Origin of the sequence: Pseudomonas sp. WS 5010 (genome assembly GCF_012985565.1) — a bacterium.
GTDB lineage: Bacteria > Pseudomonadota > Gammaproteobacteria > Pseudomonadales > Pseudomonadaceae > Aquipseudomonas.
The window spans coordinates 14,551-38,393 of sequence record NZ_JAAQWQ010000001.1 but is presented as its reverse complement, the minus strand read 5'-3'; the positions used below and the strand labels follow the sequence as shown (position 1 = coordinate 38,393).

The 23,843-nt window shown below is 61.8% G+C and carries 24 protein-coding genes; 8 read left to right on the top strand and 16 right to left on the bottom strand.

Annotated elements, in window-relative coordinates; translation table 11 throughout:
- Position 1: 1 nt before the first annotated feature.
- Positions 2–1,180 carry a VWA domain-containing protein gene (locus tag HBO11_RS00210; protein ID WP_057441266.1) on the top strand — a complete coding sequence of 393 codons (1,179 nt, stop codon included), beginning with the start codon at positions 2–4 and terminating at the stop codon, positions 1,178–1,180.
- Positions 1,181–1,296: 116 nt separating this feature from the next.
- On the opposite strand, the gene HBO11_RS00205 is transcribed toward HBO11_RS00210, so the two are convergent.
- The 3 genes from HBO11_RS00205 to HBO11_RS00195 are packed head-to-tail and all read right to left on the bottom strand — an operon-like array spanning position 1,297 to position 3,652.
- The gene (locus tag HBO11_RS00205) at positions 1,297–2,211 is read right to left on the bottom strand and encodes a biotin-dependent carboxyltransferase family protein (protein ID WP_169955572.1); all 915 of its coding nucleotides are present in this window, start codon (positions 2,209–2,211) and stop codon (positions 1,297–1,299) included.
- Positions 2,208–2,912, bottom strand: coding sequence for an allophanate hydrolase subunit 1 (locus HBO11_RS00200; protein WP_169955571.1), 705 nt, complete (start codon positions 2,910–2,912; stop codon positions 2,208–2,210). The genes HBO11_RS00205 and HBO11_RS00200 overlap by 4 nt, the downstream gene beginning before the upstream one ends.
- Positions 2,909–3,652 (bottom strand): 5-oxoprolinase subunit PxpA, encoded by a 744-nt coding sequence (locus HBO11_RS00195; RefSeq protein WP_169955570.1) that lies wholly within the window; start codon positions 3,650–3,652, stop codon positions 2,909–2,911. Before HBO11_RS00195 ends, HBO11_RS00200 begins: the two co-directional genes overlap by 4 nt.
- 178 nt (positions 3,653–3,830) lie before the next feature.
- Between HBO11_RS00195 and HBO11_RS00190 the strand changes: the two genes are divergently transcribed.
- A complete protein-coding gene (locus tag HBO11_RS00190) occupies positions 3,831–4,769 on the top strand; it encodes a LysR family transcriptional regulator (protein WP_169955569.1) in 939 nt (312 codons plus the stop codon).
- 124 nt (positions 4,770–4,893) lie between these two features.
- Here the strand turns inward: HBO11_RS00190 and HBO11_RS00185 are convergent, their stop codons facing one another.
- From HBO11_RS00185 to HBO11_RS00175, 3 genes are read right to left on the bottom strand one after another with little or no spacing between them, the layout of a single operon-like run.
- Positions 4,894–5,436, bottom strand: coding sequence for a DUF2937 family protein (locus HBO11_RS00185; RefSeq protein WP_016971394.1), 543 nt, complete (start codon positions 5,434–5,436; stop codon positions 4,894–4,896).
- A gap of 11 nt (positions 5,437–5,447) precedes the next feature.
- Positions 5,448–6,224 (bottom strand): class II glutamine amidotransferase, encoded by a 777-nt coding sequence (locus HBO11_RS00180; RefSeq protein WP_029292340.1) that lies wholly within the window; start codon positions 6,222–6,224, stop codon positions 5,448–5,450.
- 30 nt (positions 6,225–6,254) lie between these two features.
- A complete protein-coding gene (locus HBO11_RS00175; protein ID WP_225923868.1) occupies positions 6,255–6,719 on the bottom strand; it encodes an MFS transporter in 465 nt (154 codons plus the stop codon).
- Positions 6,720–6,809: 90 nt separating this feature from the next.
- Between HBO11_RS00175 and HBO11_RS00170 the strand changes: the two genes are divergently transcribed.
- Positions 6,810–8,864 carry a S9 family peptidase gene (locus tag HBO11_RS00170; protein WP_169955568.1) on the top strand — a complete coding sequence of 685 codons (2,055 nt, stop codon included), beginning with the start codon at positions 6,810–6,812 and terminating at the stop codon, positions 8,862–8,864.
- Here the strand turns inward: HBO11_RS00170 and HBO11_RS00165 are convergent.
- Complete coding sequence (locus tag HBO11_RS00165) at positions 8,861–9,145, bottom strand: hypothetical protein (RefSeq protein ID WP_169955567.1); 285 nt, start codon at positions 9,143–9,145, stop codon at positions 8,861–8,863. The two genes, HBO11_RS00170 and HBO11_RS00165, sit on opposite strands and share 4 nt — an antisense overlap.
- 81 nt (positions 9,146–9,226) lie before the next feature.
- Between HBO11_RS00165 and HBO11_RS00160 the strand changes: the two genes are divergently transcribed.
- Positions 9,227–9,913 carry a hypothetical protein gene (locus tag HBO11_RS00160; RefSeq protein WP_169955566.1) on the top strand — a complete coding sequence of 229 codons (687 nt, stop codon included), beginning with the start codon at positions 9,227–9,229 and terminating at the stop codon, positions 9,911–9,913.
- Between the two features lie 12 nt (positions 9,914–9,925).
- Here the strand turns inward: HBO11_RS00160 and rarD are convergent, their stop codons facing one another.
- Positions 9,926–10,810 (bottom strand): EamA family transporter RarD, encoded by an 885-nt coding sequence (gene rarD, locus HBO11_RS00155; protein WP_169955565.1) that lies wholly within the window; start codon positions 10,808–10,810, stop codon positions 9,926–9,928.
- 622 nt (positions 10,811–11,432) lie between these two features.
- On the opposite strand from rarD, the gene HBO11_RS00150 reads away from it, so the two are divergent.
- From HBO11_RS00150 to HBO11_RS00140, 3 genes are all read left to right on the top strand, one after another.
- On the top strand, positions 11,433–11,807 hold the full coding sequence (locus HBO11_RS00150; protein ID WP_038448187.1) for a YajD family HNH nuclease: 375 nt from the start codon (positions 11,433–11,435) through the stop codon (positions 11,805–11,807).
- Between the two features lie 134 nt (positions 11,808–11,941).
- Positions 11,942–12,409: an RNA methyltransferase gene (locus HBO11_RS00145; RefSeq protein WP_032863501.1), complete on the top strand. Its 468-nt coding sequence runs from the start codon at positions 11,942–11,944 to the stop codon at positions 12,407–12,409.
- A 69-nt stretch (positions 12,410–12,478) separates the two neighbouring features.
- Complete coding sequence (locus HBO11_RS00140; protein ID WP_169955564.1) at positions 12,479–12,820, top strand: DUF2892 domain-containing protein; 342 nt, start codon at positions 12,479–12,481, stop codon at positions 12,818–12,820.
- Positions 12,821–12,958: 138 nt separating this feature from the next.
- On the opposite strand, the gene HBO11_RS00135 is transcribed toward HBO11_RS00140, so the two are convergent.
- Both HBO11_RS00135 and HBO11_RS00130 read right to left on the bottom strand, forming a co-directional pair.
- Positions 12,959–14,191, bottom strand: a complete 1,233-nt coding sequence (locus tag HBO11_RS00135) for a hypothetical protein (protein WP_169955563.1) — start codon at positions 14,189–14,191, stop codon at positions 12,959–12,961.
- A gap of 12 nt (positions 14,192–14,203) precedes the next feature.
- Entirely contained in the window at positions 14,204–14,653 is a 450-nt protein-coding gene (locus HBO11_RS00130; protein ID WP_029292333.1) for a YcgN family cysteine cluster protein, read from the bottom strand.
- 153 nt (positions 14,654–14,806) lie between these two features.
- Between HBO11_RS00130 and HBO11_RS00125 the strand changes: the two genes are divergently transcribed.
- A complete protein-coding gene (locus HBO11_RS00125) occupies positions 14,807–15,400 on the top strand; it encodes a nitroreductase family protein (RefSeq protein WP_169955562.1) in 594 nt (197 codons plus the stop codon).
- Between the two features lie 71 nt (positions 15,401–15,471).
- On the opposite strand, the gene HBO11_RS00120 is transcribed toward HBO11_RS00125, so the two are convergent.
- From HBO11_RS00120 to HBO11_RS00095, 6 genes are all read right to left on the bottom strand, one after another.
- A complete protein-coding gene (locus tag HBO11_RS00120) occupies positions 15,472–18,894 on the bottom strand; it encodes a hypothetical protein (RefSeq protein WP_170058696.1) in 3,423 nt (1,140 codons plus the stop codon).
- Positions 18,895–18,983: 89 nt separating this feature from the next.
- Positions 18,984–19,916 (bottom strand): D-2-hydroxyacid dehydrogenase, encoded by a 933-nt coding sequence (locus tag HBO11_RS00115; protein WP_169955560.1) that lies wholly within the window; start codon positions 19,914–19,916, stop codon positions 18,984–18,986.
- 113 nt (positions 19,917–20,029) lie between these two features.
- Entirely contained in the window at positions 20,030–20,323 is a 294-nt protein-coding gene (locus tag HBO11_RS00110; RefSeq protein ID WP_169955559.1) for a YcgL domain-containing protein, read from the bottom strand.
- Complete coding sequence (gene rnd / locus HBO11_RS00105) at positions 20,320–21,453, bottom strand: ribonuclease D (RefSeq protein WP_169955558.1); 1,134 nt, start codon at positions 21,451–21,453, stop codon at positions 20,320–20,322. Before rnd ends, HBO11_RS00110 begins: the two co-directional genes overlap by 4 nt.
- 122 nt (positions 21,454–21,575) lie before the next feature.
- Positions 21,576–22,232: a class I SAM-dependent methyltransferase gene (locus tag HBO11_RS00100; RefSeq protein WP_169955557.1), complete on the bottom strand. Its 657-nt coding sequence runs from the start codon at positions 22,230–22,232 to the stop codon at positions 21,576–21,578.
- 98 nt (positions 22,233–22,330) lie between these two features.
- Positions 22,331–23,704: a glutamine synthetase family protein gene (locus HBO11_RS00095; RefSeq protein ID WP_169955556.1), complete on the bottom strand. Its 1,374-nt coding sequence runs from the start codon at positions 23,702–23,704 to the stop codon at positions 22,331–22,333.
- Positions 23,705–23,843: the final 139 nt, after the last annotated feature.

The window sequence follows — 23,843 nt, the reverse complement described above, 5'->3', positions numbered from 1 at the left end:
CATGCTGCTCAACCTGTTCAATGAAATGCGTGCAGCCAAGGTGCCGGTCTCGGTGCGTGAGCTGTTGGACCTGATCAACGCCCTGAAACAACGGGTGACCTTCGCCGACATGGACGAGTTCTACTACTTGTCCCGGGCGATCCTGGTGAAGGACGAGCGCCATTTCGACAAGTTCGACCGGGCCTTTGGGGCCTACTTCAACGGCCTGGAAAAACTCGACGATCACCTGCAGGCGCTGATTCCCGAAGACTGGCTGCGCAAGGAGTTCGAGCGTTCGCTGAGCGATGAAGAGCGCGCGCAGATCCAATCCCTGGGCGGCCTGGACAAGCTGATCGAAGAGTTCAAGAAACGCCTGGAAGAACAGAAGGAACGCCACGCCGGCGGCAACAAGTGGATCGGTACTGGCGGTACCAGCCCGTTCGGTTCCGGCGGTTTCAACCCCGAGGGCATTCGCGTGGGCGATGCCGGCAAGCGCCAGGGCAAGGCGGTCAAGGTCTGGGACCAGCGCGAGTACAAAAACCTCGATGACTCGGTGGAGCTGGGCACACGCAATATCAAGGTGGCCCTGCGCCGCCTGCGCAAATTTGCGCGCCAGGGGGCGGCCGAGGAGCTGGATATCGACGGCACTATCGACCACACCGCCCGCGACGCCGGCCTGCTGAATATTCAGATGCGTCCGGAGCGGCGCAATACGGTCAAGCTGCTGTTGCTGTTCGATATCGGCGGCTCGATGGATGCCCACGTCAAGACTTGTGAAGAGCTGTTCTCGGCCTGCAAGACCGAGTTCAAGCACCTGGAGTACTTCTACTTCCACAACTTTATTTATGAGTCGGTGTGGAAGAACAACATGCGCCGCACTTCCGAGCGCACCTCGACCCAGGACCTGCTGCACAAGTACGGCGCCGACTATAAGGTGATCTTTATCGGCGACGCGGCCATGGCGCCTTACGAAATCACCCAGGCCGGTGGCAGCGTGGAGCACTGGAACGAGGAGCCGGGGTATGTGTGGATGCAGCGGTTCATGGAGAAGTACAAGAAGCTGATCTGGATTAACCCTTACCCGAAAGACACCTGGGGCTATACCTCGTCGACCAACATCGTGCGGGATTTGATTGAGGACCAGATGTATCCGTTGACCTTGCGCGGGCTTGAAGAAGGGATGCGTTTTCTCTCTAAATAGGCGGTGAATTCACCGCAGCTATCGCAGGCAAGCCAGCTCCTACAGTTGAATTGCATTCACAAATCAAAAGATGTGAACGCCGCTCAACTGTGGGAGCTGGCTTGCCTGCGATGCCTTTAGCGATTCGTAAATCGCTGCAAATAGCTCAGATGCTCGCGATGCGCTGTCTCCTGCATCACCGGCGCCAGCCTCACCTTCTCCCCCGGCAGGCACTGCGCCAGGCGCGCCAACGCCAATGGCGTCAACGCCCCCAACCGCGGATAGCCACCAATGGTCTGGCGATCATTGAGCAATACAATCGGCTGCCCATCCGGCGGTACCTGGATCGCACCCAAGGGAATGCCTTCGGAGATCAGCGACGGCCCCTGATACGCCAATGGCGTGCCCAGCAAGCGCATGCCCATGCGGTCGGCGCGGCTGTCCACGGCCCATTCGGTATTGAAGGCATCGAACAGACTCTGGCCGCTGAACTGGCCGATCTGCGCGCCGAGGATCACGTCCAGGGGCGCGGTAGCTTGCAACCGCTCAACCGGCAACTCCCGCAACTCACTGCCGGTGCCGGAATACCCCAGGGCCGCACCTTCGGCCAGGGCCCGGCCAAAACCGTCAAGCCCGCCCAGGGCTTCGCGCCCGACGCTGGCACAACTGCCCAGCACCTTGGGCGCGTCAAACCCGCCCGGCGCCGCCAGGTAAGCCCGCGCACCACGGTGTGGCTGGGTGAAGCGCAGACGCTGGCCTTTTTGCAGAATGAAACTGCGGCCAGGGCTGATGGCGCGTTCGTCGATATACGCCCCCAGGTCCGCACCGGCCAGGGCCAGCACGCACAGCGCCTCGGCCTGCACGGTAAAACCGCCCAGGGTGATTTCCACCACCGGCGCATCCAGCGGGTTGCCCAGCAGCCAGTTGGCCCAGGACATCGACACCCAATCCAGCGCGCCGCCCTGGGTCACGCCCAGGTGCCGCACACCAAAACGCCCGGCATCCTGCAACAGGCACAGCGCGGTGCTGGCCTCGATCAACAAGCGGCTCATGCCTGGGCCTCCAAGGGCGTGTCATCGCCACCCAGCTTGATAAATTCAGCGCGGCCAATAGCTTCGAAACGCACGCTGTCGCCTGGCTGCATCAGGCTGTAGCCGTCGCGCTCGCGGTCGAACAGTTTGGCCGGGGTGCGGCCGATCAGGTTCCAGCCACCAGGAGATTCCACCGGATAGGCTGCGGTCTGGCGCTCGGCAATACCGACGCTGCCCGGCGCCACCCGTTTGCGCGGGGTGCCCAGGCGCGGCGCGGCAAGCTGTTCTTCCACCAGGCCCATAAACGCAAACCCAGGAGCAAACCCGAGGGCGAAGACCTGATAGTGATGCTGGCTGTGGCGGCGAATCACCTCGTTGACCGCAAGCCCGCTACGCTGGGCGAGCAAGGTCAGCTCAGGGCCGACGCTCAGGTCGTACCACACCGGCAATACATGACACTGCCCACTGCCCTGGGCCTGCGGCTGCAAGTCCGTCAGGGCGTGCTCGATCAGTTCCCGGGCCTGTGCCGGGCTCAGTGCCAGCAGGTCGTAATGCACCATCAGCGTCGTGTAGGAAGGCACCAAATCCACCAGCGCCGCGCCAAACCCCTCGCGCAGCCGGCGCGTGGCAGCAAGCATCCAGGGCATGTTGTCTTCGGCGATCACGTCAAACAGGCGCACCATCAGACAGTCGATGGCGACTACTTCAATCCGTGGCTTCATGCTGGCGTCAACGCCTGGCGAATGCGCTGCACCGCCGCCACCGAGCTGGCGTTATCGCCATGCACGCAGAGGGTGTTGGCTTGCAGCAACAGCGGGCTGCCATCGCTGGCGACCAGGGTTTGGCCACGGGCAATGGTCAAGGCCTGCTCAAGGATGACCTGCGCATCGTGATGCACCGCGCCCGGTAACTGGCGCGAGACCAGGTGCCCGGCGTTGTCGTAGGCGCGGTCGGCGAAGGCTTCGAACCACAGGGTCACGCCATATTCATCCCCCAGGGCCTGGGCGGCGCTGTTGTCACGGGTGGCCATCAGCATCAACGGCAGGCTGGCGTCGTACGCCGCCACGGCCTGGATCACTGCGCGCAGTTGCGCAGGCTTGGCCATCATGTCGTTGTACATCGCGCCATGGGGTTTGACGTAGCTGACCCGGCCACCCTGGGCCCGGCAGATACCGTCGAGGGCACCGATCTGGTAATGCAACAGGTCCTGGAGTTCCTGGGGCGCATAGGCCATGGAGCGGCGGCCGAAGCCTGCCAGGTCCTGATATGCCGGGTGCGCACCTATCTGCACGCCATGCTGCAACGCCAGGGCGACGGTCTTGCGCATGATGCTCGGGTCGCCGGCGTGGAAACCGCAGGCGATATTGGCGCAATCAATGAATGGCATGACCTCGGCATCCAGACCCATGGTCCAGGCGCCAAAACTTTCGCCGATGTCGCAGTTCAGTAGCAGGCGGCTCACACTGAAGACTCCTGTAGGCTTTATTTTTTTGTAGTGTGGGATCTTTTACCAAGATCCCGCAACGATGTTGTCCTGAGCCCCGACGACGCTTATCGTGAGACTGCCCGATTTTTGGCGCGCAGCCCCTGCTGCGTCCAACTAATAAAAACCGATCCATGCATAAGAAAAAGTTGATCCCATGAATTTGAAGTTCCTCGAAACCTTCGTCTGGGTGGCCCGGCTCAAGAGCTTCCGGCTCACCGCAGAGAAGCTGTTCACCACCCAGGCCTCGATCTCCAGCCGCATTGCAGTGCTGGAAAGCGAGCTGGGGGTGAAGCTGTTTTTGCGAGACTCGCGTGGCGTAAGCCTGACCCCGGACGGGATGAAGGTGCTCGATTATGCCGAACAGATGATGGTCACCATGCAGGGGCTCAAGCAATCGCTGGAAACCACCAGCAGCAAGGTCGGACGCATCCGCATCGGCGCAATGGACACGGTGATCCACACCTGGCTCAGCCCGTTGGTGACCGAACTGATGGACCACTTCCCCTTGGTTGAGATCGAATTGGTCGCCGATACGGCGCTGAATCTCTGCGATCAGCTGCAAAAAGGCTTCCTCGACGTGATCCTGCAAACCGACCTGATGCGTCAGGAGTCGGTGCGCAGCCTGGAACTGGCCAGCCACCCCATGGGCTGGATCGTCGCCAGCCACTCGATCTACAACCGCGACTACGCCTCCCTCGCCGAACTGGCCCAGGAACGGATTATTACCTACTCGAAAAACTCCCATCCCCACCAGGACGTGTTGAGCCTGATGCAGGCCCATGGCGTGGCGGCGCCGCGCATGAACTGCGTGAACTCGGTGTCGGCCATCACCCGCCTGCTACGCGACGGCTTCGGTATCGGCGCGTTGCCGCCGGTGCTGGTCAGCGAAGAATTGGCGCGGGGCGAGTTGCTCGTGCTGCCGATGGCGCAGCGCTTGCCGAACCTGCAGGTGGTGGTGTCGTGGCGGGTGGGGGTGGAGTTGGTGGAAGAGATTGTGGCGTTGTGCCAGAGCGTAGTGGCGCGGTATGCCAAGGAAGTGGGTGAAGAGCGCATGGTGCTCAACCAACCAAACCCGCTGAGGACACCCGATTAAACCTGTGGGAGTTGGCTTGCCTGCGATGCAAGCACCTCGCTACATAAGCTGTACCGGGGTGACGCCATCGCAGGCAAGACAGCTCCCACACAAACCCACTGCAACCTTGGGATTTGTGGCGTAGTTACAGGCCCTTGAGGTCCCGCTCTTCAATCGGCCGGCTCTGGCGCAAGCGCTTGCCGCCCAGCACCACCCAGTCGATCAGGCGGAACAGGCACTCCAGGCCGAACGACAGCAGCATCGCCCCACCCAGGCCCCAGCCCATGGCTTCGGGGGTCAGGAGGATCTGGTAGCTGTAGCCATTCCAGGTTTCCCGGCGGATATCCGGGTCGGCGGCCACCGCCACCTGCAAGGCGCGGATGTACCACGGCCCCTGCATGGCCTGGAATTGCTTGTCCAACGCCACCTGGCGATCGAGCAAAGTGCCGAGGCTGTTGGCATCGCTGCGGAACACCGGGTCATCGCTGGCACGGTAATGTGCCACCAATGCTTGCAAATCGCCATTGAAGAACTGCTGGGCAGTGCTTTCAAAACCGCGCAAACCGGTCTGGGCTTCGATCAGGTGGGCCTCGACCCGCTTGGCGTAGTCGTTGATAAACCCCGGGACTTGCACCCCGACCAACAAACCGATGGCAAACAACACCAGGCGCAGATAGCTGAGCAACATAATCGACGTCCTTATGCGGTTGTGCCCTGGCGCACGCATTCGCCGCGCCGCCACAGGCTCCACTGGCCCGGTTCGTAGCGGGTCCAGGTCTCGTTTTCGGTCAAGGGTTCGGTGGCAATCACCGTCACCACATCGTTTGGCGTGGTTTCAGCCTGAAAATCGACGATCACGTCGACATCTTTCAACCGTGCAGGGCCAAACGGCGCACGGCGGGTGATCTGCGCCAGCTTGGTCGAGCAGTAGCAGAACAACCAATCACCATCACTGAGCAGGCAGTTGAACACGCCCTTGCTGCGGTATTCGGCGCAGGCCGCGATCAGGTCCGGCAGCACTTGCTCGATATCCACCGGTTCTGGAAACGCCTCGCGGATGCGGTTGAGCAGGTCGCAGAACGCCGCTTCGCTGTCGGTATCTCCCACCGGGCGGTAGAACGTGGCCTGGGGCGTGAAGTCGGCGAGTTGGCCATTATGGGCGAAACACCAGTTGCGCCCCCACAGTTCGCGCACGAACGGATGGGTGTTGGACAGGCTCACCTTGCCGACGTTGGCTTGGCGGATATGACCAATCACCACTTCACTTTTGATCGGATAACGCTGCACCAGCAGGGCCACTTCCGACTCGCTGCTGGCCGCCGGGTCCTGGAACAGCCGCAGGCCACGGCCCTCATAGAAGGCAATGCCCCAGCCATCGCGGTGTGGCCCGGTGCGCCCACCGCGCTGCATCAGCCCGGTGAAGCTGAACACAATATCGGTCGGTACGTTGGCACTCATGCCCAATAATTCACACATGCCAGGACTCTCGATGCAGGGCTTACAACGTTAAAGACGCGGCTCGACCCGCATACCACTGACCGGGGCCGGCGCACGGCCATAGGGTTCGTCGTCCTCAGGCTCGGCCGCGACCGCTGCTGCAGCGGCGGCCTTCTGCTCACGCCGGGCCTTGGCGGCACGCTCGATGGGCCAGCGAATCAGCACAAAGACCAGGTACAGGCCAAAGGCGATCATGGCGTACATCAGCAAATCGGACACCGCCCGCCAGGCGTTATTGCCCACTTTGAGCAACAGATCCAGGGCGGTGATGGCCACGGCCGGAGCGAATTGCTCCTTGACCGGGTCGACAATGGTCGGGCTCAACAGCAGCACCGCCATCAGCAACCGCAGCGGTTCGCGCAGCCAGCGCCAGATCCAGCGGGTCAGGCGAAACCACACCAGCAGGCAGCCCAAAGCGGCGAAGGCGTAGAGGCCCCAAGCGGTCAGATAGTCGTTCTCGGTCATGGTGTCCATGGCAAGGTAGGCAAACAGGCCCGTATGATAACGGCTTTTGAGTGCCACGGCTGCAATGCCGTCGGCCCGCCACCAGACAGAGAGTGATCCATGCCTTCATCGACCCACGCCGCTGCCGCCCCGATTGCCCGCCAGGACTCAGGCCAGGACCCGTATGCCTGGTTGCAGGAACGCGACAACAGCGAGGTGCTCGACTACCTCAAGGCCGAAAATGCCTGGCAAGAGGCGCAGCTTGAGGACCAGAAAGCGTTGCGCGAAAGCCTGTTCCAGGAGATCAAGGGCCGTATCCTCGAGACCGACCTGTCACTGCCCTCGCCCTGGGGCCCGTACCTGTATTACACGCGCACCACCGCCGGTGACGAATACGCGCGCCATTACCGCTGCCCGCGCCCGGCCGACGACAGCCAGCAGATCGATGAAAACGCCGAAGAACTGCTGCTGGACCCAAATGTGCTGGCCAATGGCGGCTTTTTCTCCCTCGGCGCCTTCAGCATCAGCCCGGACCACAAGCGCCTGGCCTACAGCCTGGATACCAATGGCGAAGAGATCTACACCCTGTACGTGAAGGAATTGTCTTCGGGTAAGGTCAGTGAACTGGCCTTCGAAGACTGCGATGGCAGCATGACCTGGGCCAACGACAGCCTGACGCTGTTCTTCGGCGAACTGGACGACACCCATCGCCCGCACAAGCTGTATCGCTACCGCCTGGACGGTACCGCTGCCGAAGAAGTGTTCCACGAGCCCGACGGCCGCTTCTTCCTGCATTGCTACCGCTCCAGTTCCGAGCGCCAATTGCTGCTGTCCCTGGGCAGCAAGACCACCAGTGAAATCTGGGCCCTGGACGCCGAGCAGCCGCAACAGGCGTTTGCCTGCCTGGCGCCACGGGTTGAAGGCCATGAATACGATGTCGATCACGGCAAGCTGGACGACCAATGGACCTGGTTTATCCGCAGCAACCGCGATGGCATCAACTTTGCGCTATTCCAGGCGGCCGACACCGGCGGCGTGCCCACCGAAGACCAGTGGCACAACCTGATTGCCCACGATGACGCGGTGATGCTCGATGGTGTGACGCTCAATGCCCGGGCCATGACCCTGAGCCTGCGCATTGGCGGCCTGCCGGTGATCGACGTGCACCCACAAGGCCTGCCGACTTATCGCGTGGAACTGCCGGACGCGGCCTACAGCCTGTATGTGCAAAACAGCCTGGAATTCGACAGCGACAAAATCCGTCTGCGCTATGAAGCACTCAATCGTCCGGCCCAGGTCCGCCAATTGGAGCTGGCCAGCGGCGCGCAGCACGTGCTCAAGCAAACCCCGGTACTGGGCGTGTTCAATGCTGACGATTATGTCAGCCAGCGGCTGTGGGCTACCTCTGCCGATGGCACCCAGGTGCCGATCAGCCTGGTGGTCAAGCGTGACCAGGTGGGCCAGCCGACGCCACTGTACCTGTACGGCTACGGCGCCTACGGCTCGAGCCTCGACCCGTGGTTTTCCCATGCGCGCCTGAGCCTGCTGGACCGCGGCGTGGCGTTTGCCATTGCCCATGTGCGCGGGGGCGGCGAATTGGGCGAAGCCTGGTACCGCGCCGGCAAGCAGGAGCACAAGCAAAACACTTTCAGCGATTTTATTGCCTGCGCCGAACACTTGATCGCCGAGGGCCTGACCACCTCCAAGCAACTGGCCATCAGCGGCGGCAGCGCCGGCGGGCTGTTGATCGGTGCCGTGCTCAACCAGCGCCCGGAGCTGTTCCAGGCAGCAATTGCCGAAGTGCCCTTTGTCGATGTGCTCAACACCATGCTCGACCCGGACCTGCCACTGACCGTCACCGAATATGACGAATGGGGCAACCCTCAGGAACCCGAAGTGTACGAGCGGATCAAGGCCTATGCGCCGTACGAAAATGTCAGCGCCCAGGCCTACCCGGCGATGCTGGTGATCGCCGGCTATAACGACAGCCGCGTGCAGTACTGGGAAGCCGCCAAGTGGGTGGCCAAGCTGCGCGCCACCAAGACCGACGACAACCTGCTGCTGCTCAAGACCGAACTGGGCGCCGGCCATGGCGGCATGAGCGGGCGTTACCAGGGCTTGCGTGACGTGGCCCTGGAATACGCCTTTGTGTTCAAGGCCCTGGGGCTGGTTTAAGAACCCGCCGCCTTGGGCTTGCTGTCGTTTTGCTGCAAGCCAGGCAAGGTCTGGTCCTTGGGCGGCTTGGGCATTTCAATCGGCGGCAACAACGGCGCCCCGCTACCTTGTGGCTTGGGCGCCGTTGGCGGCGTGACTTGCGGATAGGGGGTCGGCGTGGCAGTGCCCGGCGCCCCCGTGGTGGTCGCCGGCGTGTTCGGCACGGGTTGCAACTGCTGGGCATGTGCGGCACCCAATGTGAGCACACTCCCTACAATGACCGCTAGAATGCTGCACTTCATCGATGGCTCCATGGCCTGACTGTTAACCAGTCCCAAGGCTACTCCCAACCGCGCAAGAATGCCCTTCCCAATGAGATTTCCATGAAACGTTTCGTGCTGCTCGACACCACCCCGATCCCCGATAACGGCGGCGCCCTGTGCCTGTTCGAGTACGGCGAGGATTTTGTGATCAAGATCCAGGGCGGTGACGGCGGGCAATTGATGAACACGCGCATGCACGGCTCCGAAGATGCCCTGGCCGAAATCCCCTGTCGCAAGGTCGCCGGCCGCCCTGGTTCACGGGTATTGATTGGCGGCCTGGGCATGGGGTTCACCCTGGCCTCGGCGCTCAAGCACCTGGGCAAGACGGCCGAAGTGGTGGTGGCTGAATTGGTACCGGGCGTCGTGGAGTGGAATCGCGGCCCGCTCGGGGAAAAATCCGGCAACCCGCTGCTGGACCCGCGCACGGTAATCCGCCTGGAAGACGTGGCCAAGGTGCTGCAAGCCGAGCCCCAGGGCTTTGATGCAATCATGCTCGACGTCGACAACGGCCCCGAAGGCCTGACGCAGAAAGCCAACAGCTGGCTGTACTCCGCCGGTGGCCTCAGCGCCTGTGCCAAGGCCCTGCGCCCCAAGGGCGTGCTGGCCGTGTGGTCGGCCAGCGCCGACAAGCAGTTCAGCGACAAACTGCGCAAGGCCGGCTTCAAGGCCGAGGAAGTGCAAGTGTTTGCCCATGGCAACAAGGGCACCCGGCATACCATCTGGATTGCCGAGAAACTCAAGGGCTGAACGGCGCGCCGCTCAGATCGAGCGACGCAGTCGACTCAGGTGCCGCAAGCCTTCCAGTACCAACACCACCACCGCCAGCCAGATGGGCAGGTAGGTCATCCACTGGCCCGGCTTGAGGCTGTCGCCCAGCATCAACGACACCGCCACCAGCAACACCGGCTCAGCGTAACTGAGCAGGCCGAACAGGCTGAAGGGCAACAGGCGGCTGGCCAGGATGTAGCAATAGCCTGCCGCCGCGCTGACCAGGCCCATCACTGGCACCAGCCAGTACAACGCCGGGCGCTGCGCCAGCGTTTCGCCAATGGGTTGGCCGCCGAGGATGAACCACAGCGCCACGGGGATCATCAGCATCATGTCCAGCCACAATCCGCCCAGGTTGTCGGTGCCACAGCGCCGGCGCAGGACGAAATACAGCGGGTAACCAACACACACCACCAGGGTGGTCCAGGAAAACCCGCCCGTGCGGTACAACTCATTGCCCACGCCCACTGCGGCCAACACGGCGGCAATCTTTTGCAGATGGGAAAGGCGTTCGCCATAAACGATACGCCCGGTGATAACCATGGTCAGCGGCAACAGGAAGTAACCCAGGGAAACGTCCAGGCCATGGCCGTTGAGCGGCGCCCACATGAAGATCCACAACTGCACACCCACCAACGCGCTGGTCAGCACCACGCAAGGCAACAACACCGGCTTGTCGCGCAAGCGCTGGTAGATCAGCGGCACCCATTTCCAATCCCCGGACAGGCACAGCAACAGCGTCATGAAGGGCAACGAAATAAGGATTCGCCAGCCAAATATCTGCTGGCCGTCCAAAGGCTCAAGAAGAGAAGTAAAGAAATACAGCACACCAAACAGCAAGGACGCGGAAACCGCCAGAACAACACCTTTAGACACAACAGCCTCTACAACAAATTGCATGTATTGAATTGAAGCTGGCAGTTGAATGTAAGCGAGACGAACATCAAAACTTATTAACGCGCACCACAAACTTACAACTCACACAGAATAGAATTCCAGAGTCATGAATTTATAAGCACAGGGTAACTCGTCGATTTTTTATTATTGGCAAGACGCTGATCAAACTCTTCAACCAACCCGACTTCGGTGATTGGCAGCAGTACGCTCTGCACGAGCGCCTCTGATTTGAAACGCCACAACGCCAGCCGCGGGGGCTGATATCGTGATGGGAAAACCCGATTGCACGGGAAACTAACGGTCGCCAGGCAAGACCTGGCTTATTGAGAACCTGACACCACCACACAACAGCGGCAGTGGGCCAAGAGACGCCACATTAAAGAACTTGGCAAAGTTAGTCCAACACTTTCTCAGCTAAAACTAACGTTGGCCTTATTTAACTTCCCAACGGTATTCAAACACAGCGCTGGCCAGCCATTGTTAGTGCGCCCCAAGCCGGCCAATCGCCGCCCGGCACCCGGACTGAAAAAGCCAAGGGCTTATTGCTCCGCGAGCAGCTAGAATCAACGCCATCCGTGATCCACTAAAAACAGGAGCCATGATGAGCTCAAGCAACCCGCCCTCCCACACCGCCAAGCTGGACCGTATCCTCGCCGATGCCCAGCGCGACCGGGAAATGGGCTACCGCGACAAAGCCCTGAAAATGTACCCCCACGTATGTGGCCGCTGCGCCCGTGAATTTGCCGGCAAGCGCCTCAGCGAATTGACCGTGCACCACCGCAACCACAACCATGACGACAATCCCCAGGACGGTTCCAACTGGGAATTGCTGTGCCTGTACTGCCACGACAACGAACACTCGCGCTACACCGACCAGCAGTATTTCGGCGAAGGCTCCACCAGCAGCCCGACCATTGCCAAGGCCACGCACAACCCGTTTGCGGCGTTGGCGGGGTTGATGAAGAAGGACGACTGACGGTCGTCGCTGAACGTTACGACGTCATCGCGGCGATGCTGCGATGACAATCACCCAAACACGCCATTTCTATAGCGACCGCTGCTCGAGCAATCCCCGTATAATTGCGGTTTTTCTCGAAGGCACCCTCTCCCGTGGGCAATAAACGCTACAGCTGCATCGGTCTGTACAACCCCAAATCCCCCGAAAACGTCGGTTCGGTTATGCGCGCCGCCGGCTGCTATGGCGTGGCTTCGGTGTTCTACACCGGTAAACGCTATGAGCGGGCCCGGGACTTTATTACCGATACCAAGAAGGTCCACCACGATATCCCGCTGATCGGTATCGACGACCTGAAAAAGATCCTGCCCCTGGGCTGCATCCCGGTCGCCGTCGAGCTGGTGGACGGCGCCCGCCCGCTGCCCGAATACACCCACCCGGATCGCGCGCTGTATATCTTCGGCCCCGAAGACGGATCCCTCGACAAAGAGATCCGCGACTGGTGCGAAGACGTGATCTACATCCCGACCACCGGTTGCATGAACCTCGCGGCCACGGTCAACGTGGTGCTCTACGATCGCCTGGCCAAGGGCAATAACACCCGTTCGGGCCCCAAGTACTGATTTGGCGGGAACATCCACGAACTGCCGGCAGTCAGTTGCATATCAATGGCCCTTTGTTGGAGACAGACCATGAGCGACAGCAAAACCCTCAACCCTGTAATTGAATCGACGCCGTTCCAAACCCAGCCGACCCAGAATGTCCAAGGCTGGGAGCGCATTGGCTCCTTGGCCGGTGGCGTGGTGATGATGGGCAAGGGCATTCGCCGGGGCGGCTTCTTTGGCCTGATCCAAGTGGCGATTGGCGGTGTGGCCTTGGCACGCGGGATCAGCGGGCATAGCTCGGCCAAGTCGCTGCTGGAAAAAAGCCGCCAGGATATGAACAGCGTACGCACTAAAATCGAACGCGCCGGCGAAGAACTGAAAAACCTCAAGACCCGCGCGCAAGTGGCTGCCGAAAAAACCACCCCGTGACGCAACTTGTGTGGGAGCTGGCTTGCCTGCGATGCGTGCGGCTCGGTCTTTTAGTCAGACCGAGGTGATGCTATCGCAGGCAAGCCAGCTCCCACACAAACCCAGTGCCTACACAAGCTGTGTTTGCACCATTGAGGTTCAGCGCAGCAGTTTGCTGTCGAGCACCACCGAGGATTCGCCAATCACGCTTTCGGCCAACTGCACAAACTCCCTGGTCGTGATGCTGTCCAGGCGCATCAGCGCCTGCGTCAGGTCATCCAGGGAGCGCTTGTTGTGGGTTTTCAGGCGGATTTCGCGATCCAGTTCCTGCAACACCACCACCGCCCGCGCCACCGTGGCGCCGCTGACGTGCTCGCCGCGCAAGGTCGTCACACCCTTGCCGTCCTTGCTCAAGCGCGCCTGTATTGCCTCATAACGCTCGTCGCTGATGCCACCCGCACGGCGTAGCAGTTCAATGGAGTAATACTCGGCAAGCCCTTCGCTGATCCAATCGCTGCCCTGATGGTCGTTGAACCGGCCGATGGCCTGCACCACTTCGCGAATCAACGGGCTACTGCCATTTTCGCTGACCAGCGGCGTGCGGCTATTGAGGTACACCGAATCGCGCCCGGAAAACGCGCCACGGCGCATCGGATCACTGGCCCCCACGACCAGCAGTTTGGCCGGATGCCGGGGAAACGCTGCTTGCACCTGGGGCCAAACGAATGTCAGCAACGTCAACACGTCCATGCGGCGCATGGCCTGGCCCTTGGGCGAGGTCACGGTGATTTCAGTTTCGCCCAGGCGTACCCGGCGGCTGCCCAGGTTACCGGCGAGCATCCAGCCCGTAGGCCGGTCGAACAGACGGGACACGTTGTCGATACGGAACTTGTGCTTGCCGATCCGCGGCCAGGGGGTCTCGACGCTTTTCCATCCTGGCGGTAGCTCGAAGGTCAGCCGCGACACCAACTCCACGCCGTCCTGCTGGTCAAGCCGGGCCGCAGGCACCAGGTCTTCACCACGAAACAACGCCCAGCTGGGGGTCATGCGCGATTCATAGATGCCGGGCTTGCGCGCATGGCTCAGGCGCACGCGGTAGGTCAGGCTGGCCTTGTCCGCGCCCGGCTGCCACAGGCCACGCCGGGCGCCCGTATCGGGCGTGACCTGCCACTGGCCGTCGGCCTTGAAGTCGCTGTAGTCACCTTCGCGCCCCAGGTCGAAGTTCAGGCTGCGCACCGCCGAGCCCTCGGACAGGCTCAGGCGCACCTCGGCCTGATCGCTCTGGGGTAATAGTTTGACGTGATAGTCGAGGTCGACTTTTTTCGCCGACCATGCCGACGTGCTCAACCCCAGCAACAGCAGGCTTGCCGCCAGCCTGGCTTGGACCGTCATACGCTCTCCTTTTCAGCCTGCGCGAAAAATCAGGTAATCCTCCCAATCGTCCTCGGGCACGCTGCCTTCGCTGAGCATGCGGCCGGACTGGGAAATGCGTTCGTGGTGCACGGCGTCGCGATCACCGCAGACCAGGTGGTGCCATAGCGGCAAGTCCTTGCGCTCACTGACCAGGCGATAGCCACAGGTCGGCGGCAGCCATTTGAACTGATCGGCCTGGCCCGGCGTGAGCTGGATGCAATCGGGCACCGAGTCCCGACGGTTAGGGTAGTCGGTGCACTGGCAGGTTTTCAGGTCCAGCAATTTGCAGGCGATGCGCGTGTAATAGACGCTGTTGTCGTCTTCATCTTCAAGCTTTTGCAGGCAGCACAGGCCACAGCCGTCGCACAGCGACTCCCATTCCTCCTGGTCGAGGTGCTCAAGGGTTTTGCGTATCCAGAAAGGTTCGACTTTGGCGGCCATGGCTCTACATCAGTATCGGTAGGTGAAAAGGCCGCCAGTCTAGTGCCCAAGCCCCCTGGGGCCAAGCGCTTACGACTGCCGGTAGGGCAAGACTTGTCAGGCGCGCGGCGGCGCAGTAGCTTTGAGGGCCGTTTTTTTCACCAGGATCCGCTTATGAGCACTGAGCCACGCGTTGCCGATTACCCGATCCACCCGCAGTTCACCGAGCGTTGGTCGCCGCGTGCGTTTACCGGGGAAAGCATTCCGGAGGAAACCCTGCTGAGCTTCTTCGAAGCTGCGCGCTGGGCGCCTTCGGCCTACAACTCGCAGCCTTGGCGGTTTCTCTATGCCCGTCGCGATACGCCGCACTGGCAGCGTTACCTGGGCCTGCTCAATGAATTCAACCGTGGCTGGGCGCAACATGCCTCCGCACTGGTGATCGTGGTGTCGAAAACCACTTTCGCAGTGCCCGGCGCCAGCGAAGAAACCCCGGCGCTGTGGCACACCTTTGACACCGGCTCGGCCTGGGGCCACCTGGCGCTGCAAGCCAGCATCAGCGGCTGGCATACCCACGGCATGGCCGGCTTCGACCAAGAGCTGACCCGCAAGGAACTGAAGATCCCCGAGGGTTATGCGCTGCATGCGGCAGTTGCGGTGGGCAAGCTGGGGGACAAGGCGACCCTGGCCGACTACCTACAGGCCCGGGAAGCCCCAAGCCCCCGCCGGCCGTTGAGCGAGTTGGTATCTGCTGGTGACTTCAAGCTCTAAGCCCCCGGCTGCATAGGCCATCGCCTGGCGTATGCAGCTTGTTGAAAGCGCCAAGGTGCAGATCAAGACGCTCAGGCAAGCAGGCGCGCAAAGGCCTGGCGCAGCGCCTCTCTTTGACGTACATACGCGGCCATCACCACCGGCACCATGAACTCCAACGGCTGGGAATCCATATCCACCGGGTAGATTTTCTGGTCTTTCGCCGAGTACATAAAGTTCTTCAGCTGCAAATCATTGTGATAGATATCCTTCGCTTCCATTTGCGCCAGGGCATCATCCAGCAAGGACCGTGCTTGCGGCGGCAAACTCCCTCTCTCAAAATGACTGAGCGCCACCCCATCAAGCTTGCGCATCTTTATGTATTTAAAGCCGTCCTCAATGATCCCTCTTGCAAAACCATCGCCATAATATTTATTCAGCGATATCACCTCCATGTTGAGGTAATTGGCCGAAGGTTGCAGTGAAGTAGGCCCAAGATCCTTGTAGACACTTTTGCCATCGCGGCTGGCGTAAATCACACCCTCGCCACCGGCCGCGATTTCCGGCCCCAGATCGTCCGCGACTGACACAGGCCCCGCCCCGCGCAGCGTCAGCCGCCGCCATTGATCGCCCTGGACGTGCTCGACCAGCAACGGCGTTTGCCGGCCATTGTGATAGATCCGTGCCTGGACAGTGCCGTCCTCGGCACGACTGACTTGCCGGACTTCATACACCGCCGTCTGACCGGCACTGTCGATGTGGCGGATATGAGACAGATGGCCATCAGCGGCGAGATAAACCCCCTGGCTGTTGCGCGAAAGCCCGGCGATTCGCGAGGGCGCAACGCTGTACTCGGCAAACAGCCGGTTGCCCAGCTCGCTACCCGGGGCAATACGCGCCATGGCCAGTGCGCCGTCCACGGCCTTGGTTTGGGCAACAAACCCTTCAAGGGGGCTCCCATAGGGGCGTATCCTGTCAACATCGAAGGCATACCATTTACCGTTGCGCAGCACCGCGCCGCCTTCGATACGCCTTCCTGCAACTATGTAGGTGCCTGTTGCCGCAACACCAGACTCCTTACTGACCGCCTTCAATAGGTCATAGCTGCCGCTGCTCCCCCTGAGCTTGTTAACCGCCTGGATACCTTTGGACAATCCTTTACCGGCCAGTTGCGCACCGCCCACGGCCAAGTCGCCCAATCCTCCCAGGGGGTTAAACGCGCCAATCGTGGCCACACCGATTATCTTCGTCCCCCGTAATACCTTGGTCACCCCGGAGACAGCAGCGCCGCCCAACCGCCCCAGTTTCCCCGCCACTGCCGCGCCGGCAGTCAGGAAGCCAAAGATATCCAGCGCCAGGTCCACAGCCCCCTCGCCGTAGTTGCCCTGCTGAAAATTGACAATCGCCGAGCGCAACGGAATAAGGTTGAGCACAAACTCTTTAACCGCCCTGGCTGTGCCCTTCTGCTCGTCCAGCGTGGTCTGCCCCCTGGCATGTTCCTTTATCTGCGGGTCATCCAGATCAAGATGCTCAACGAATACATCGGCAATGTATTGAGTACGCGGCGTCGCAAAGCTATCAAGCAACCCGTTACCCCGTGGGGTTCTTTCATTTCTCTGCTGAGGGGCACCCTCAGGGCTGAACACTTTGGTCTCGTACACGACATTGGCATTTCTTGAACTACGCTGCGCCGCCCGCCAGAGATCCACGGGCCGAATAACCCCTTGGGCAAAGTTGATTTCATAGGCTGCTGGAGGCTTTCCCTCGCGCTCAACTTTCAGCAGCAGTTCCTGGCCTTTGGGGTGCTGGGTTCTGTCGGTAAAGCCTAGGCCCAAGGTGTGGGATAGATTCTGATAGAAGGTCAGCTTTCCATACTCAAGGTTCTCCCGATCGACCACCGGCAACTGCGCGACCAGATGCTTGATGGTGATGCCGATAGCTGCCTTTTTATTTTTTATCGTGTCATCGAACGGCTGGCTGAACGCCTCGGTGGTGCCAAATCGGTGATTGGCGTTCAACTCGGCCAGGGGGATGCGGCTGTCTGCGCAATCAAATACGGCGGGCGAAGGTAGGTCCATCATGGCGATATCCAGCAGCGAATGGCGCCCAAGCAAGTAGGTTGCTGGCGTTCCAGGACCACCTCGCGGATGGCCTGTAGTACTGATCAGTTTCTCTTCAAACAACGCGCCCAGGTCGCCAAATCGTCGCTTGAGTTCGGCCAGCGCCAACTCTTTTCGACTGGGAATCGCCTTATCCAATGCCTGGCTGGCGCTGATCATTTGCCGCTGGCGGCTGTTGAAGGTGTCTTTGAGTATGTTCAGTTCCTGGTCGCTGTAGCCCTCATCATCCCGGCGCTCCAGCAGTCCATTGGCAACCCCCCAGTCCAGCAGGGCGGCCTTCTGCGCCCGCCAGGTGACGCCCGGATCAGCCAGGCCCGCACTCTCGGCCTGTTGCATGACCTGCACAAAGGTCATGTTCGGTACCTTGCCCGGCGATTGAGCTTCTATCGTGCGCGCCGCAACCGCCAGGTTTACCCAGGCCGAGCTGCCATAGGTGACACTGGCGGGGATGTCCTTGATCAGGAACTCGGGGGCCATCCTGGCCAACAACAGATAGGCGCCTACCCCAGCCATCTCCGGGCGGGTCCTGCCACTGGCGCTCAGGTGCGTGCGCAACCCGTCGACCACCACTGAAGCGGGTTTACCCCAGTGCCGAGCGCTTGCCAGGTCAAAACCCGCCACCTTGGTGCGATGTGGCGCGGTGATGGATTCGGGATCCATCTGCACAGCAATGGCAGCCAGCAAATAGTCGTTGATACTGCGGTCGGTAGCGACTGCATCCATTTGCTCTTGCAGGTACTGTCCCAGCCGCTGCCCTGGCGCGCAACTGATCAGGGATTGCAGGGCCTCGATGGGGTTGCTGCGTACCTGCAGGTCGACGGGCTGCTGATCGTTCAGGTAATCCAGCACCCCCTTATCACCGAGCCGGTCCAGAGCCAGCGCGCCCAGCCTGCGTTGCTCATCAGGACTGATAGGCACCGGCCACGATAAGCCGCCGCCAAGATCGCCAAGTGGGTGCTCCAGGGCTTTTTGAGTGACCGCATCGGCGAGGCTGGCAAGGTGAAAATGGCTGGTGGGCTGGAAAAATCCAAGATGCCGGATAAAGGTCGTCAGGGTGATGCTGCTGCCGGCATCCAGCGGATAGGACGACCCAGGGTCTATGCCCATCGGGGTACTGCCCAGCGCCGCCAGCACAGCTTGCGGAGTGGCATCTACGCCCAGGCGCGTGGCGACCTCGAAGAGCTTTTGCCCCAGGACCTTCAGGTTTTCTCTGTCGGCCAGGGCAGCCTGCAGGCCAGACTTGGGTTTGGCCTGTGTCGGGATGACCGGGCCACCAGCAGCGCCAGTTGCCGGCAAAGGGTCAGGCTGCGCAGGCCTGGCCCCTTCAGCGACACGGTCAGTCAAAGACGCGGGAAACAGAGGTGTTTGCGGGGGGATAGCACGCAGATCGAACATTGAGAGGCCTCCCTGATTAAGGTCAGCGAGCCTCCCACGATGCCGTCAGCGATAAAATCAGATGCGGGCTACGCAGCCTGTGGGGGAGTTCAATATCCGCGCTCGAAACTCACCTCGCCACGCAGCGAATCCTTGGCCTGGTACGCCCCAAGGTTCTCGACAAACAACGCCACCATGCGTCGCGGGCAGGTCGGCGCCGAGCTGTGGCCCGTCAGCAACAAGCCCCAGGCAGTCCAGAACGGATGGCGCTGGGGCAAAGGCTCCTGGCGACACACGTCGATGACCGCACCGGCCAGGTGCCCTTCTTTCAGGGCCTCGACCAGATCGGCATCCACCACCGCCACGCCCCGGCCGACGTTGATGAACAGGCCGGTCGGCTTGAACTGCTTGAACAGCGCCGCATCGTACAGGTCGTGGGTGTTCGGCGTGTTGGGCAGCAGGTTGACCACATAGTCCACCTCGCCCACCAGCCGGCCCAGTTGATCCGGCCCGGCCACCTCGAGAAACGGGGCCTGCTCCCGGGCTTGGCTGGCAACGCCGTATAACTCCACGCCAAAGGGCAGCAGGAACTGCGCGACGCTCTGGCCGATATCGCCGGTGCCGACGATCAGTACCTTGCGCCCCGCCAGGCTCTGGCCCATGCGGTTGTCCCACTTGCGCTCGACCTGGCTGACCAGGCGCGCCAGCACCTCGCGCTCGTGGCCGAGCATGTAGGTGAGCACGTACTCGGCCATCACCTGGCCAAAAATGCCGACGGCACGGGTCAGTCGATAATCCCGTGGCAAGCCATCGGCCAGCAGCGGCGTGATACCGGCCCAGGTCGATTGCAGCCATTGCGGGTGATGGCCCTGGCGCAGCAGGGTGGCCAGCAGGTCCGGCTGGCCCAGCCACACCGGGCAATCGGCGGCCAGGCGTGACAGTTCAGCCGAGTCGCCGCTGGTCAGGACTTCAATATCCGGCGCCGCTTCGCGCAGCAGTCGGGCGTACAGCGGGTGGTCCTGTTCTGCTATCAGAACGCGCATGGTTCAAACCTTTCAAAAACAGTGCAGGCGACCACCGGCAGCAGACTGACTGCTGGGCTCGGGGCTCGCCAGGTCATTCGATTCAAACGTGCCCCGAGCGGGACACGGGTCGATCACATCGGGTCGTTACGGCGCAGCAGTTCTTCGGGCAGGTGTTCGATGTACTCATCGTCCGGCGGTGGCATCTGCAGGTGGTAGCCCTGCTTTTGCAGGTTGGCCAGGACTGCCACGATATCTTCCTGCTGCAGCTTGCGTTCCGCCGTCAGCACCAGGTTGAAGGCGTGTACCGGCTTGCCGAACACGGTCAGCAGGCCTTCGGGCACGCGCTCCAGGGCATCGCTCTTGAGCACGTAGAGGTACATGCCGGCGCGTTTCGGGCTGCGGTAGATGGAACAAATATGTTTCAAGGCTGTTCTCCGGCAGTGGCCAGGCTGTCCAGCAGCGCCTGGCCCATCAACTCGCGGCGCCAGCCACGCAGCGAGTCAGGCAATTGGTAAGGCCCATCGGGGTAGCCACTCTTGACCAGCGCCTCGAGGGTTTTCTTGCGCAGCATCAGCTCCGGGGCCATGTCCAGGCGTTCGGCGAAGGTTTGGCCCAGGGCGCGCAGTTGCTTGATCAGCACCGCGGCATCCACCGGCAACGGCTCAGGCACGGCCGGCGGCCATTGGTCCATCGGCACACTGGCGGCACGTTTGATCAGGCCCAGCAGAAACTCGCCGTCCTGGCGCACGGTGCGCGGGTGCATGTCTTCGATTTTGCCCAGGGCCGCGAGGTTATCCGGCTGCGACTTGGCCAGGGGCCATAGCGAGTGTTCACGCAGGATACGGTTGCGTGGCAGGTCGCGGGCGCGGGCTTGCTGTTCGCGCCAGGCGCACAGCTCGCGCAGCACAGCGAGTTGGGCACGGGACAGTTTCCAGGCCAGCTTGGCGTCGCGGTAGACCTCATAGGGATCGATTTCCCGACGCAGGTTGGCCACCAGTTCCGCGCCATCTTCTAGGATCCAGGCGTATTTTTCGTCGGACAGGCGCGGGCGCAGCCGTGTGTAGACTTGCGCCAGGTGCACCGCGTCTTCGGCGGCGTAGCTGACCTGGGTCTCGGACAATGGCCGCTGCAGCCAATCCGAACGGGTCTCGCCCTTGGGCAGTTCGATGTCGAGCACAGCTTGCACCAGGCGCGAGTAGCCCATGGAGAAGCCGAGGTTCAGGTAGGCAGCTGCCAGTTGGGTGTCGAACAGCGGCGCCGGCAGACTGCCGGTCAGGCGCAGCAACACTTCCAGGTCTTCACTGCAGGCGTGCACCACCTTGATCACCGCTGGGTTTTCCAGCAGCGCGGCCAGGGGTTGCCAATTATCGATGGTCAGGGGATCGATCAGATAAGCGCGTACACCATCGCCAATCTGGATCAGCCCGGCGATGGGATAGAAGGTATCGACCCGCATGAATTCGGTGTCGAGGGCGACGAATGGCAACTGCTGCCATTCGGCGCAATGCTGGCCGAGGCTATCGTTGTCGCAGATCCAGTGAATATCGATGGCCACACGGCTCTCCCTTGAAGAATGGCGCGCAGTATATATCGCCAGAGGGACTTTCGAGCACCCGCAGTGTGCCAGCCATCATGAAAACTCTGACAGGAGACGAAGAATTGCCCGACAGCTGAGGGTTATCCTCGTTTGCGCAGCACATAAACCCGCCACAAGGTCGAGCCGGGCATGAACTCTTGCTGATTGAGCACCGTGAACCCCGCCTGGCGGAACTCCGCTTCCACCTCGACACGATGGGACAGCAAGGCTTGCCCCGTGCCTGGCGGGTGGAGCTCACGATGGCGGCTGTCGCTGTCCACCGAGACAATCACCGTGTCGCGGCTGACCCGGTGAAACTCGCGCAACAGCGCCAGGCGTGCGTCGGCCGTGGGGACGTGGCGAAACAGTTCCAGGCAGAAAATGCAGTCCACCGCGTTGGCCGACAGGCCGATGGAAAAGGCCGAGCCCTGGAACGTCTTGATCCGACGCAAAAATGCCGCGCCGTGATGGCTCTGGGCATGATCGAGCATGGCCTGGGATGGGTCCGAGGCGAGGATCACACGGTTGCTGTGTTCGGCCAGCACCGGCCAGAAGCGCCCCGCCCCACAGGCCAGGTCCAGCAGCAGCCCGGGCTCCCCCGCGACTTTCAGGGCCTGGCGCACCAGGCGCTCATCGCGCCATAACCATAGGCGCCGCCGTAAAGTCGGGGGGCGCGGGTCGCCGCAGACCCGAGCGTGGTCACGATCACAGCGCGCGGCGAATTCAGCCTCGATGGACGATGGGGGTTGCGACGACATCACGGGACTCATGTAGATGAACCGGTCTCTACGGACACTGGACCCTCAGCTTATCCACCCGCTCGTGAAAAAAAGGTCGAAAGCATCGCGCTTCATCATCACGCCTGGTGCAGGTACCAGCGCCAGTCCTGCTCGCCCACCTCGCCCATGAACTGCCGGTACTCAGCCCGCTTGACCGCCAGGTACACGCCGAGAAACTCCTGGCCGAATGCTTCACGTGCCCAGGTCGAACCTTCCAATGCACGCAAGGTGGTCAGCCAGTCGGTGGGCAGCAGCTCCTTGGCCTGGGCATAACCATTGCCCGTGACTGGCGCGCCGGGATCGCGCTGCTCACGAATGCCACGGTGGATCCCCGCGAGGATTGCCGCCGCCGCCAGGTACGGGTTGGCATCGGCGCCGCAGATGCGGTGTTCGATATGCCGCGAAAACGCCGGGCCGCCGGGCACACGCAGGCTCACGGTGCGGTTGTCGACCCCCCAGGTGGCCGCCAGCGGCGCATAGCTGTTGCTCTGGAAGCGTCGATAAGAGTTGGCGTTGGGGCAGAACAACAGCAAGGAGTCGAGCAAAGTACTGAGCATCCCGCCCACCGCCTGGCGCAGCAGCGGCGTACCATCGGGCGCCTCGCTGGCAAACAGGTTGTTACCGTCGGCGTCCGCCAGGCTGACGTGCATGTGCATGCCGGTGCCGGCCAGGTCGTCGAACGGCTTGGCCATGAAACAGGCCGTCATCCCGTGCTTGTGGGCCACGCCCTTGACCAGGCGCTTGTAACGCACCGCCTCGTCCATCGCCTGCAACGCATCGCTGCGGTGTTCGAGGGTGATCTCCACCTGGCCCGGCGCGTATTCGGAGATCGCCGTGCGCGCGGGAATGCCTTGCAGCTTGCAAGCGCTGTACAAGTCGGCCAGAAACGGCTCGATCTGCTCCAGCTCGCGCAGGCCATAGACCTGGGTCGAGCGCGGGCGACCGCCGTCCATATCCCGCGCCGGTTGCGGGCGGCCATTGCTGTCGGGCTTCTGGTCCAGCAGGTAGAACTCCAGCTCCGCCGCCATCACCGGGTAATAACCATCGGCCTTGAGCCCGTCGATGACCTTGGCCAGCAAGTGCCGGGGATCAGCCACCGTCGCCGGCAGGCCCTCCACCGGGTGCATGCTGACCTGCACCGCCGCAGTGGGAATCAACCGCCACGGCATGCGCTGCAAACTGCCGCTGATCGGGTAGGCGCGGCAGTCGATATCCCCTACCTCCCACACCAGGCCGGAGTTTTCCACGTCGTCGCCATTGAGGGTCAGGCCCAGGATGGTACTGGGCAGCGGGCGGCCACTGGCGTAGACCGCCAGCAGTTCATCACGGTGCAGCAACTTGCCGCGAGGCACGCCGTTGCTGTCGAGGATGAACAGTTCGAACATCTCGATATCGGGGTTTTGGTCAAGAAACGATCGGGCTTCGTGCAGGCTGGCAAAGACGGTACTCATGGCAACTCTCTTACGTATGCGTCAGGCAGGCGCGCACGACGGCGCACCCGTGAGGGGGCAATCAGCGTAAGGGAGCGGTATCCGGCGGGCGGGCGTGGCGGCAGTGCCACAGCGCCCAAAAGGCCAGTTCAGAAGGCAA